This is a genomic window from Rhodococcus sp. YH3-3 (assembly GCF_001653035.1).
Taxonomy (GTDB): domain Bacteria; phylum Actinomycetota; class Actinomycetes; order Mycobacteriales; family Mycobacteriaceae; genus Rhodococcus_F; species Rhodococcus_F qingshengii.
In genome coordinates, this window is sequence record NZ_BCWH01000002.1 from 162,484 (window position 1) to 174,767 (window position 12,284).

The 12,284-nt window shown below is 62.0% G+C and carries 8 protein-coding genes; all 8 read right to left on the reverse strand.

The window, feature by feature from the left end; all coding sequences use genetic code 11:
• Positions 1-34: 34 nt before the first annotated feature.
• The 8 genes from YH3_RS13415 to YH3_RS13450 all read right to left on the reverse strand — a co-directional run bounded on the left by YH3_RS13415 (position 35) and on the right by YH3_RS13450 (position 12,278).
• Positions 35-928, reverse strand: coding sequence for a hypothetical protein (locus YH3_RS13415; RefSeq protein WP_042451690.1), 894 nt, complete (start codon positions 926-928; stop codon positions 35-37).
• A 46-nt stretch (positions 929-974) separates the two neighbouring features.
• Positions 975-2,747, reverse strand: a complete 1,773-nt coding sequence (locus YH3_RS13420) for a sulfite reductase subunit alpha (protein WP_042451613.1) — start codon at positions 2,745-2,747, stop codon at positions 975-977.
• A 33-nt stretch (positions 2,748-2,780) separates the two neighbouring features.
• Positions 2,781-8,249: a glutamate synthase-related protein gene (locus YH3_RS13425; RefSeq protein WP_064443571.1), complete on the reverse strand. Its 5,469-nt coding sequence runs from the start codon at positions 8,247-8,249 to the stop codon at positions 2,781-2,783.
• 182 nt (positions 8,250-8,431) lie between these two features.
• The gene (locus YH3_RS13430; protein ID WP_007730324.1) at positions 8,432-9,475 is read right to left on the reverse strand and encodes a ParB/Srx family N-terminal domain-containing protein; all 1,044 of its coding nucleotides are present in this window, start codon (positions 9,473-9,475) and stop codon (positions 8,432-8,434) included.
• A 168-nt stretch (positions 9,476-9,643) separates the two neighbouring features.
• Positions 9,644-10,504 (reverse strand): 3-hydroxyacyl-CoA dehydrogenase, encoded by an 861-nt coding sequence (locus YH3_RS13435; protein WP_064443572.1) that lies wholly within the window; start codon positions 10,502-10,504, stop codon positions 9,644-9,646.
• A gap of 15 nt (positions 10,505-10,519) precedes the next feature.
• Positions 10,520-11,134, reverse strand: coding sequence for a TetR/AcrR family transcriptional regulator (locus YH3_RS13440; RefSeq protein ID WP_030536169.1), 615 nt, complete (start codon positions 11,132-11,134; stop codon positions 10,520-10,522).
• Between the two features lie 84 nt (positions 11,135-11,218).
• Positions 11,219-11,815: a hypothetical protein gene (locus YH3_RS13445; RefSeq protein WP_007730333.1), complete on the reverse strand. Its 597-nt coding sequence runs from the start codon at positions 11,813-11,815 to the stop codon at positions 11,219-11,221.
• Between the two features lie 4 nt (positions 11,816-11,819).
• Positions 11,820-12,278, reverse strand: coding sequence for a hypothetical protein (locus YH3_RS13450; protein ID WP_003942982.1), 459 nt, complete (start codon positions 12,276-12,278; stop codon positions 11,820-11,822).
• Between the last annotated feature and the right edge of the window lie 6 nt (positions 12,279-12,284).

Consider the following 12,284-nt stretch of genomic DNA (forward strand, 5'->3'; position numbering starts at 1 on the left):
CCGATTTCTTACACTCGCACAGCATCTGTCGGTGTCAGGATGCGGCCGAGATGGAACTCATGACGTCTTCCCACACGCCCATGACTGCGGGTTCGGTTGGACCCGTTTGGGTGAAGACTGCCACGCATTTGCGGCGGAAGTCGTACATCTCGATCGAGCTGGTCAGGCCGTGAACGCCGTGGGTGCGAGTCAGCCAGCACTCCGAGACACCATTCAGGTCGATCATCGTCCGGCAGGTGTCGGACGCCAAAGTCAGCGTCCCCCCGAACATGGCTGCGGCGTCGAGGTCACCACGGTGGATCTGCAGGCATCCGTTCCCGGCGACGACGGTCGTGACGGGAAGTTGGTGGTAGGACAGGTGCTCCATCCCGGCAGCCACGAGGTGAGGATCGACTCGCCGGTAACCGAGGGCGCCCAGAGCGACCAGGCCGCTACGACGTTCGCTGCCGCCGTCCGCGAGGATGAAGTCGAGCTGTGTCAGCTGATCGGCTTCGGCCCAGAATGCGGGCGTATTCGACGTCTGGATGGGAGGGCTTGTTTCCCTCGCAGTGCTCGGCGCAGTTCGCATCGCTTCGAAGGCGAGACGATCCGAGGCCGGGGTCAAATACGTGGTGTGTGAACTTGATCCGTGGATGTCGAACATGCGGAGCGTCGGCGGTATGTGCTGCTCTGCTTCCGTGGTCACCACCGAGCCGAGGGAGGCAACGTTCAAACGCAGAGAGACGAGCCCGGGCGTGCAGACCAACGGATCTCCGGGAACTGTCGGAACGGAGTACTTGCCCGAGTCGTTGACAGCCACCGGGCCTGCGACGGTGATTGCTACGGTGTCGTCCAAGAGCGGCAACATTTCGCCGACTACGTCAGGTGCGGTGTCGATCAGTCCACCACGGAACCCCGGACGCGCAAGCAGTGCGTCCAGGTCCGACATGCGTGCCAAAGCTGCGCAACGACATTCGCCACGGTGCGGGCACATCTCAGTAGACATCCCTTAGGTACCGCTTCGATCGTTTGAGGTTGTTGACGTAATCCTCGGCGGCGTCCGCATCCAATCCGCCGTGCTCGGCGACGACCTCGTGCAATGCGTCGTCGACGTCCTTTGCCATCCGAGTGGCGTCGCCGCAGACGTACACGTGCGCACCGTTTTCGAGCCAGTCGAACAAGTCTCGGCCCTGCTCGCGCATACGAGTCTGGACGTAGATCTTCTCGGACTGATCGCGCGAGAAGGCCAGATCGAGGCGAGTCAGGACACCGTCACGGGTCAGCCCGTTCAACTCGTCCTCGTAGATGAAGTCGCTCGACTGATGCTGATCGCCGAAGAAGAGCCAATTCTGCCCCGACGCGTTGCGCGCGCGACGCTCGTGCAGGAAAGCGCGGAAGGGTGCGATACCGGTGCCGGGTCCGATCATCACGACGGGAGTAGTGTCATCGGCAGGTAGGCGGAACGAATTGTTCTTGGAGACAAAAACTCCGACCCGATCTCCCTCGCCGACGCGGTCCGCCAGGTACGTCGAGCAGACGCCGCCGCGGTCCCGCTCGCCCGAGCGGTAGCGCACACTCGCTACCGTCAGATGGACGGTGCCGTCGTGGGCCAGCGGGCTGGAGGAGATCGAATAGACCCGATGTTGCAGCGGGCGAAGAAGTGTAAGCAGATCCTCGGGATTCAGGCGAATGCTGTTGTCCAACTGGAGGAGATCGAGAACGTCCTTGCCCCACAGCCACGCATCGAGCGCTTCCCGATCTTCCGTGTCGAGAATATGCTGCAGTTCGGCGTCGCCGCTGCGTCGGGCGATGTCTTCGATCAAATCGCGCGAGGGAATGGAGATCTCGTAGTCGCTGGTCAACACCTGGTCCAACGGTGCGGACGAGCCGTCTTTCGCGGTAACCACGTAATCGCCGCTGACACCGAGCTGATGGATGATCGCCTCGACGAGGGCGGGGTCGTTGATCGGGCGGATGCCCAATCCATCTCCGGCCTCGTAGTCCAGACCGTCCTCGCCGAGCGCAAAGGTGAAGTGGCGGACTTCCTTGGCTGAGTCCTCGCCGGACAACAGCCGGTTGGCGAGGACGGTTGCAGGATAGGGGTTCTTGCGAGTCCACTGGGACTTGGTCTTCGTCTGAGCGGGCGCAACCGGCGAGGCAGCGGCCCCCGCATCACCGTCGACACCGGCCACCGCAGCGACGGCCCGAACGATCCACTCGGCCGCCGGATCCTCGTAGTCGACGTCGCAATCGGTGCGGTCGACAACCCGGGTCCCGCCGAGCGCTTCGAAGCGGGCGTCGATGTTCTTTCCCGACTGGCAGTACCCGTCGTAGCTGGTGTCACCGAGTGCGAGTACTCCGAAGTAGAGACCCTCCAGCCGGGGCGCACTCTCGGATTCGACTGCATCCCAGAACAGCTGCGCGTTGTCGGGCATCTCGCCCTCGCCGTAGGTGGAGGTGATGACGAGCACCCGGCGCATGGCGGAAAGTGCATTGATATCCACGGTGTCCAGACTCGCGACAAGTGGTTCGAGACCGTGGGCACGAGCAGCTGCGGCTACGTCTTCAGCCACGGACTCCGCGTTGCCGGTCTGACTTCCGTAAAGGATGTGCACGGCTGCGCCGGCAGCTCTCTCCACTGTCGCTGTTGCAGTACCGGTTTGACCGGACATGACAGTTCGCGAGTGTAGACCGGCCAGGAATCCGGAAAGCCACGCGCGCTGGTCGCCGGTGAACGGTGCGTATTCGGGGATGTACGGGATTTCCATGATTTGAAGCTCACCTACTTTCGGGGGAGGAGGTCAGGACACCAGGTCGGGGATCGTGCGCGAAGCGAACAGTTCGTCGAAGTTCGGCAGTGATCCGAGCTTGTCCCGATTCTTGTTGTCTTGAAACAGAATCCACCCGTACGTCGCCGGGCTGTCCATGGCCAACACGTTGCGTAGGCTCAGCGCCTGCTTGTAGTCGTCGACCCGCTTGGCTGCAATCAGCGCAGCCAACTGTTCGTCGTCGTAGTCGGCCAGAATCTCTTTCGAGTACTTGACCAAGTGCTGGACGAGGGCGAAGTCCTCGGTCAGCACCAGGTTTCGGGCCGCTTTCTGCACTGCTGGATCGTCGGGTCCGGACGCACCCGGCGTGCGGGCGGTGGCGAGTTGTTGCGCGAAGTGAAGCACGGTGTACTCACTGAGCAGCGCATACATCGTCGCCGTATCGGTCTCGCCGTAGGCAGGGACTGCTCCGTTCAGTGCGGGGCGCCCGTCGCGCACTGCGAGTTTGAAGGTGCGGACCTGACGTGCTGCGATGGCGGACGCCAATTCTTCGAGGAGCTCTTTGTGCGACTTCGCAGCCAGGATTGCATCACTGTCCTGGTAGAGCATCAGTGCCTTGGGCATCGCGTAGACGAACGAGTGCTGTTCGACTTCCCAGTTCTCGAGCAGTCGGGTGCCGAGCGCGGATCCCGTTGCCTCCACATGCAGTTCGAGCAGGAGTTGTACTGCGTGGTTGTGGACGGCGGCAAGAGGGTCGGTCGCAGCGGTGATCGAACCCAGCAGTACGGAATCGGTACTTGCTCGCAGTGCCAATTCGCCACGAGGGTCGTACTGGTAGAAGAAGCCACCACTCATGCCGTTGCCGACACCCTTGCCGAACTCGCCGAGATTCACGACAGCACCGTTAGTCATGTACTCGCCGGCGAAGTCTCCGACACCTTCGACGACAGCACTGGCGCCGGAGTTGCGAACTGCGAAGCGATCGCCTGCTTCACCTTCGACGAACACTCGTCCACCGGTGGCGCCGAAGAGCGCGAAGTTGCCGATCAACACGTTTCCACCGGCGTCACTGGAGCCGCCGCCTGGGCTGCGCACGGCAATCACGCCGCCGCTCATGCTCTTTCCTACGCCGTCGTTACATGTCCCGGTGTGTTCCAGGTGCATGCCGTCGTTGCAGAATGCGCCGAACGACAGGCCCGCAGATCCGGTCGTCAGGACGCGCACGCTGCCCGGCGCCAGGTAGCGTCGCCCACGCTCGTCGGTCAGTACTCCCGGAGCGAGAAGGCCGGCCGCTCCGTAGTTGAGTTCGCGTTCGAGGTCGATCGCCAACTGACCACCGACGCTCTTGTTCCGGTTACCCAGGTGCAGTGCACCTTCGGCGAATTCAGGTCCGGACACGGCGACCGAGGCCTCGCCACGGTTGAAGAACACCGTACGAACCTCGTCCATGATCTTCTCGTCGAGCGCGTACTCACGTTCGAGGTACACAGGATTGTCGATGGTGATGTCCGGGGCGGACTCGAACATCGCGTCCAGCTTCAGATTGCCGACAATAGACGGGTGATCGAGCAGATGCAGGAGATCCGTTCGACCCCGCGCTTCCTGAAGGGACCGCATTCCCAGATTCGCGAGCAGTTCCCGAGTTTCGTGAGCGATGTTGAGAAGGTACTGCGCCATCGCGCGGGGATCGCCGTCGAACAGTTCCGGGTTGGTGGTCAGACCGGCGGGGCACTTGATGTTGCAGTTCTTGGCCATGACGCAGCCCATCATCATCAGCGCCGACGTACCGAACTCGAAGCTGTCTGCGCCGAGTAGGGCGGAAGTGATGATGTCGCTGCCGGTCTGATGCGCGCCCGAGCATCGCAGAACGACTTTCTGGCGAAGTCCGTTGGCACACAGAGCTTGATGGACCTCCGCGATACCGACCTCGGCCGCACGACCCGCGTATTTGAGGCTGGTCACCGAAGCTGCGCCGGTGCCACCGGTATTTCCGGCGACGTTGATGACGTCGGCGCCGGCCTTGGCGACACCGACGGCGATGGTGCCGATTCCTTCCGAGGACACCAACTTCACGATCACCCGAATGCGAGCTGCCTTGCAGTCGTGGATGAGCTGAGCGAGGTCCTCGATGGAGTACGTGTCGTGGTGAGGCGGCGGCGAAACCAGTTCGACGCCGGGCGTTCCGCCGCGGGCGGCAGCGATGTCGACGGTGACCTTGGCGGCCGGAAGCTGCCCGCCCTCACCGGGTTTTGCGCCTTGGCCGAGTTTGATCTCGATCTCTTCGAGCATCGGATCGGCGAGGTAGCCCGCCCAGATTCCGAAGCGTCCGGATGCAAACTGCTTGATGCGCGATGCACGAATCGTGTTGTAGCGCGAAAGGTGTTCGCCGCCTTCGCCGCTGTTGGACATCGCACCGACCATGTTCGTGCCGTGCGCGACGGCTTCGTGCGCCGGAGCGTTCAGTGCGCCATGGCTCATGGCACCCGACGCCAACTTCGGGGTGATGTCGCTTGCACTCTGTACCTCGGAGAGAGGTACACCTGCCGGTGCGACCCTCAGCTTGGACAGGAACTCTGCCGCAATACCGGTTGCATTCAGCACCAGATCCGGGTCGGTGGCCTCGATGGTGACGTCGTCGGCAAAGGCGACGGAAAGAGCATCGCCGAGTGCTACCACCCGAGCGGTGTCGTCGGCCAGTGGACCGTCCAGGCTAAGTGTGTACCGGCCGTCCGCGGCAGATTCACACCGGATTCCACGCATCACGATCGTCTTATTGCCGCGCACCGAGAATCGGCTGATCTGGTCGGTGAACTCGGCTGTCGTCACCGCAAATGTGACATCACCGGGCACGGAGATGACATCGCGCAACGCGGCGGGACGACGCGATCGTTCCGCAGCCATGACAGTGGAAAAGTCCCGGTACCCGGCGGTGATGTCGAAGTCGTCGATCTGCTCGGTGGTCAACCGGTCGAAGCTCGTCGCCCGGTATGCCCCGGCGTCGAGGCGGAAGGCGTCGTCGAGCCGTCCGAGCGGCAGTAGACGTAGAGCCTCGAATTGTTCTGTTCCGGAGGGACTGTCGAATGCGATCTTCTCTTCGGTGAGTTCGACGTACTTACGGACCGCGGTGGTACCGAACGAATGCCCTGCGCCGTCTGCACGCTCCTTGAACAGGCCGAGCAGTGGCAGATCCTTCTCGCCCCCGACTGCGCTCGCACGCTCGTGCCACTGCTTCGAGGTCACCGCGACGGTCTCGAAACCGACGCCACCCACCGGTGACTTCATGTTGGGGAGCCACTGGCGCAGAACAGGGTCGGACGTATCGAGGAAGTTGGGTTCGAAAAATTCTCCGCCGATGTAGCTTTCGACGGTGCACAGACCGACGCGTCCCATCGTCTTCATCAGGGACTTCTCGGCGGCCTTCGCGAAGCGTCGGAACGCGGCATCCGGGTCAGCGGCGAACTTCTCCTCGGCTCGCAACTGAACGGACAGCGGGTAGACGGCGGAAGCGCCGAAACCGAGTGCGGCCGCAACGTGGTGGGAGGACTCGATCTGGCCGCTCTCCACGATGAGAGAGACGCGCAATCGCAGGCCCGCGTCGATGAGGCGTTGGTTCAATGCTCCGACGACCATGATCGCGGGAAGTGTTGCGCGCTCGTGAGATACGTGGCGGTCGGTCAGGACTGCGATTCCGCCCTGTTCGGCCGCGAAGGCTACAACAGCGTCGCCGAGCGCGGTCATCGCGTCGACCATTGCCTGCGCGTCACCCTCGGCGGGGTAGAGCATTTCGAAGCGGCGGTGCGGAGTGTGGTTCTGTTCGCGGATCTTGAGCATGTCCAGGTGCCCGAGGATCGGCGAGGCGATGACGATCTGCTTGCCCTGTCCGGGAGACATCTTCGCACCCAATGCGACCCGGAGAGTCATACCGTCCGCTTCACGGATGCTGTCGAGCGGAGGGTTGGTGACCTGGGCGAATCGCTGCGAAAAGTAACGAGCCACGCCGCCTTCGCGGTCGCTGAATGCGTTGATGGCGTTGCCGTAACCCATGGCGGAGACCTTTTCGGCTCCGTGCGTGAGCATCGGATCCATCAGGAATTTGAAACTTTCCTGATCCAGGGAGTACGCCATGTAGCGCTGATGAACCTCGAAGGTGCCGTTGTAGCGGGTCGGGGAGCTGACCTTCTCCGCTGGCACGGCGGGAATGTCTTCGATCAGGATTCGCGATTGCTCCAGCAACGACTGGTAGTCGCGCTGAGCGGCAATCTTTTCCAGAGCTTCGCGGGCAGTGTAGGTATGGCGATCGCGATGATCGAAGTACAACATTCCGCCGGCCTCGACGCGGCCACGGTGAATCACCGTCTCGGGTGCGAACGCGATCTGTCCGGCTTCGGAGAATGCGCACACGTAGTCGTGTGTCTCGATCGTGCGTAGTGGACGCAGACCGAGGCGATCCAGGCGCGCACCGATGATGGTGCCGTCGCCGAACACCAGCGCTGCCGGTCCGTCGTTCTTCTCCTCGTACAGCGAGAAGTACTCGAACATCGCACGCACTGCGGGGGAGAGGGTGGTGTCGTTTTCCCAGGCCGGCGGCATCATCGAGACCACAGCCGTCACCAGGTCGACACTGTCCTCGATGACGCGTGCTTCCAGGGTCTGATCGAGTCGGCAACTGTCGGACTGGCCGGGCGGACGGACGATCGCACGTCGTTTTGCACTGGCGACAGCAGCTTCGGAGAGCCGATTCTTCTTGTCCGTGTTCAGTTCTCCGTTGTGAGCCATGAACCGGAACGGCTGCGCCATCGTGGGATGCGGGTCCGTGTTGGTCGAGAACCGCGTATGGAAGTACATCGTGTGCACGGCGTGATCGGGGTCGACCAGGTCGCGGAAGTACGGGATCACTTCGTCGGAGTTCAAGCGACCCTTGAGAACCTGAGTTCGCGCGCTCAGCGAGAGTGGGTACAACCCGCGCAGTGCAGGGGTGTTGTACGCGATGGCTTCGATGGCGAGCAGAGCTTCGTGCACGAGGCGATCGACTACCGCAGGCTCGGTGCGAGGAGTGGGCACCTCGAAAATCCACTGCCTGACCGGAAGTTGATGCGCGATCGCGGCCGGCCGAATCGCCGAGTTGTCGACCGGGACGTCGCGCACTGCGAGAGTGGTGAAACCGCGATCGAGAAGTTCACGTTCGACCAGGGCGGCAGCGCGAGCGTGCTGGGCGTCGTCGTCCGGAAGGAAGAAGTTGCCGACGCAGAAGCGTCCGGCGCGAAGGTCGGAGCGCCCGGTTACCTTGCGGAAGAACCGGAGGGAGAGGTCCACCGAGACGCCGCCGCCGTCGCCGACGCCCTCGGAGGACATACCGCCGCGGTGCGGAACCGAGCAGAGCGCTTCGCGGCCCTTGATCAGGACATCGTGGGTCTGCACGCCGTCCTTGCGCGTGATGAACCCGACCCCGCAACTGCTCTTGTCATCTGCGGGGTCGTACAAACCGACGATGGACGTGCTCACTGCAGCAACCTTCTCCCTGTCCTGGTTGCCCGGAGATTGTTCGACCGGGCAGATACGACGGCATGTATTCCGTCAGGGCAGGGCGTCGCTGCTTCGATGAAGCGGCACCCGAATGGGTTCAGACTACTGAGTAGAGGCTTACCTTAGTCAAGTCTGCTTGGTGTGACTTGGATCTGAGCAGGTCAGAGGGTTGCTTTGTAGGCAAGTGCGTAGGCGATCTTGCCCGGCTTGTCGTCTGTGTACGGCTTGGACAGCTTTGCGAACTCGCCCTTGGACTCGGCTTTGCCGTCGTTCCAGGCCGACAGGACGCCAAGATCGGTGGCAGTGAATCCGCTGTCGACGACGGCATCGCCCGTCAACGCTGTCTGTGCTTTGGTCACCGACTTCACGGTGCCCAGGTAGCTGGAGAGATCATCGCGATTCCAGTTGGTGAGGTCGACGGGCGCGGTGTCGCGGACCCAGGCGCCCCAGTAGAACTCCTGGAACGGAATCGTGCCTGCGGCGAATCCGATGTCGCGGGAGAAGTACATCAAGCTGCGGTACTTGTCGTCGGCGAAGTTGGCCAGGCCGACGCTCTTCGGCAGAGCCTGGACCGGTACCTGGTTTCCGTCGACGTCACGCGACCAGACCCACTTGTTCTTTTCCATCTCGGTCCAGAAGGCGCCTTCACTCAGGCCACTGAGGTTGCCGAGAACCCGCAGTCGCACGTGCAGGTCGGGGCCTCCGTCGGCCGTCTCGATGAAGGACGTGAGGGTGTGGTGACCGTCGGTCAGGTAGAGATCGCCGCGGGGTCCGACGACCACGGTCTTCATGGGCGCGATGCTCTCGGCGGTTTCCTGACCCACTGGAATCTGGCAGGTGAAGGACGACGGGTCCTTCAGCGTCGACGCCGCAGTAGCGGTCGCGGCCTGGATCTGGCCGTTCGCCTCACACCAGTCGTCGAACTTCTTGTTGATCGTGTCTTTTCCGAGCGTGTATCGCCCGAGCTTGTAGTACACCTCGTCGTAGCCGAGTGACGGTTGTGTCGCGTGAACGTCGCCGATGCGCACGTCCAGGAGATCACCTTCCTTGGCGCACAGGTACTCCGATCCGCCGGCGGAGCCTGAGAACGAACCGGTGGAGATTCCGCCACACGCGAGGGGAGCGGCGACAGCGGGTGTGCTGACCAATGTTCCGGCGCCGAGCAGTGCCAGTGTTGTGAGTGCCGAGATGGCGGAACGACGCATGTGGGGATCTCTCCTGATGATGGGTTCGCACGTGAAGAAGCTTGCGTCACAATCGCTCAGGGTGGTTTCGGACTTACTGACAACAGACGTCCGCGCGGTGGCTACCACGTGAATTCACGTCGTAACCACCGCGCGGTGAGCCGGTTGGTTGATCAGCCTTGCAGTTGATCAGCCCTTGTAGTTGTAGAAGCCCTCGCCGACAGCAACGCCGAGCTTGCCCTCGTCGATGTAGTTCTTCTTGATGTAGTCGGCGAATTCGCGCTGCTTCTCGCCGCCCTGGGAGGAGATGTTGTAGACGGTGGTCAACCCGACGACGTCCATGATCTGGAAGGGGCCGAACGGGGCTCCGGTGCCGATACGCCACGTCTTGTCGACCATGTCGGGATCGGCGATGCCGTCGATCAGCAGGTCGGAGGCCGCGTTGAGGAGCGGGACCAGGAGCGAGTTGAGTACGTAGCCCGCCTTCTCCTTCTTGAGTTCGATCGGCACCATGCCGATGTTCTTCGCGAACTCGACGACCTCGCGGTACACGGCGGGGTCGGTGGACTCGGTGCCCATGACCTCGGCAGTGTTGTTGACCCACACGTGATTTGCGAAGTGCAGTGCGAGGAACTTCTCGGGGCGGCCGGTGAACTCCTTGAGATCGCTCGGCAGAAGCGTCGAGGAGTTTGTGGCGAACACCGTGTGCTCCGGAGCAACCGTGGCAAGCTTCTCGTAGGTGTCGCGCTTGATGGCGATGTCCTCGGGAATTGCCTCGATGACCAGGTCGGCCTTGGCGACGGCTTCGGCTAGATCGTACGAGTACGTAATACGTTGCAGCGCTTCGTCAGCCTTGCCTTCCTTGGCGCCCTCGACGTTCTCGGCCTTGTAGGCCGCGGCCAACGAGTCGAACCGAGCCTTGGCCTTTTCGATGACCTCGACGTTGATGTCGTACGCGACGACGTCGAAGCCGTGATAGGCGGTCTGATAGGCGATCTGTGAGCCGAGAACTCCGGTACCCAGAACGGTGATCTGCTTCAGTTCAGTCATTTTCGATCCTCAATCCTATTCGGTGGGTAGTCCGGCAAGCGTCAATCGGACCTGTGCGGCAACGATGTTCGTGAGTTCGTCAGCCGTGATCCGGTCCAATGCCGCGCGGGCTATTTCGAAGTGCAGCACGTTGGAAATAGTTCGCGCTGCAGTGGTTGTTCGGGTGGTGTGGTTGGGGTGTGCCTCGTGCAAGATTTGCGCAATCCGCGTTTGCAGGCGCTGCGAGAGTTCCAGGCCTTCGGCCCGGAAACACTCGCTGGGCTCACCGAACAACACCTCGCGTTGGTAGATGCCGGTGTTCTCGTCGTTTCGGCGACTTGCGATCAGCAGGGGTGAAACCAGCTCGAGCACACGATCTTCTGTGCCGGTCGACTTGGCTTCACGCTCTTCTCCCAATTCGATCTGCTTGCGGTATTCCGCGTTGTACACCATGAGCAGCAACTCGGCTTTGCTTGCGGCGTAACGAAAGAGAGTGCCGCCGGCTACATCGGCGCGGTCGGCAATTTCTTGAGTTGTGACTGCGCTGTAGCCCTTTTCCGCGAACAGTTCGGCAGCGGCGTCGAAGATGCGTGTCTGCTTCTCGAGTTTGTTGCGTTCGCGACGGCCCAGCTCTTGGTCCGGCTTCGTCATCCCGCTCACCTCGTTCCATTTCGGATCACGCTCATAAATGAGTCTACTCCGAAATATCGGGAGGGTGGAGTCTCCTCCGTCACATCACCGCAGTCCGCTGACCCAACCGGCGAACACGTCTGAGAACACGTCCGCTTCGCACGCATGCGCCGATTCGGGATAGGCGCACTCTGGGTATCCGGCGACGACGGCGGCAAGTTCGACGTTGCAACACTGCGCCAAGAGGCCACGCAGGAGATCCGCAACCGACCAACCCGCGACGGATACCGCAGGGATTCCCTCTTCCTCGTACACCTTCACCAGATCGGCGTGCCTCCAGGACAATTCCTCGGCCACCAGTGCATCAGGGTTGAAAGACATGGCGCGGTCGAGTGATCCGCGCAGAAGTGAGTGCGGATCGTCCTCGCCGCGAAGCCTGGTCGCGAGGTCCGCCGGCGCCTTCTGCATGACGAACATCCAAGGTTTGCCGTCGGGAAAGACTCCACCGAAGCCTGCCACGTTGAACGGTAGGTGGCTACTGAGAAAATCGGTCTCCACGTCGACGTGTTGATCGTCGCCCAGATGAATGAAGTGGCCGGAGGCAATTTCCTCGCCCATTGCCGGCTCAGCCCATGTGTTGTTCCACAGATCGGTCATCCGACTGCCTTCGGGAAAATCGAGAACCTCGAAGAGAAAACCCATGTCTCTACAACTCCCCGTCGAAGTGGGTGGTTACTCCACCGGTCAGTCGAGAAACCGTCTGCGCCGAGGTCGCGAGGACGACTCGGCTTGTCTCGAAGGTCATCTCGTCGCGTTCGGTGTCCTCCGATTCGGGATCTTCGGCGAGTGAGAAGTCGAGTTCCACCTCTCGATCGGTGCTGGAACAGACCGAGATCATCAGCCCGAGTCGTTCGTCGGTGAACGCCGGAAGCGATTTCTCGGGATGGAAGTCTGCGGCCGCGTGAAAGAAGAACGCCGCCAGCCGTTCGACGAATCCGTCGTCCGTATGTCGGCTGAGATACTGATTGAAGCGGTCGGGGCTGAGCAGCCCGACGTCGAAAACGAGTGTGGGTACGTCGGATTCGAAGACAGTGGCGGGAACCGCATGACTGCGAAGGAAGACTGCGGCGCCGCCGTATCCCGGCAACCTGAACCCATCACGCATCTGGTG

Coding starts and splice junctions, on each gene's coding strand:
- YH3_RS13415 (WP_042451690.1), bottom strand. CDS start 928: ATGTCGGACCTGGACGCACTGCTTGCGCGTCCGGGGTTCCGTGGTGGA.
- YH3_RS13420 (WP_042451613.1), bottom strand. CDS start 2,747: ATGGAAATCCCGTACATCCCCGAATACGCACCGTTCACCGGCGACCAG.
- YH3_RS13430 (WP_007730324.1), bottom strand. CDS start 9,475: ATGCGTCGTTCCGCCATCTCGGCACTCACAACACTGGCACTGCTCGGC.
- YH3_RS13435 (WP_064443572.1), bottom strand. CDS start 10,504: ATGACTGAACTGAAGCAGATCACCGTTCTGGGTACCGGAGTTCTCGGC.
- YH3_RS13440 (WP_030536169.1), bottom strand. CDS start 11,134: ATGACGAAGCCGGACCAAGAGCTGGGCCGTCGCGAACGCAACAAACTC.
- YH3_RS13445 (WP_007730333.1), bottom strand. CDS start 11,815: ATGGGTTTTCTCTTCGAGGTTCTCGATTTTCCCGAAGGCAGTCGGATG.
- YH3_RS13450 (WP_003942982.1), bottom strand. CDS start 12,278: ATGCGTGATGGGTTCAGGTTGCCGGGATACGGCGGCGCCGCAGTCTTC.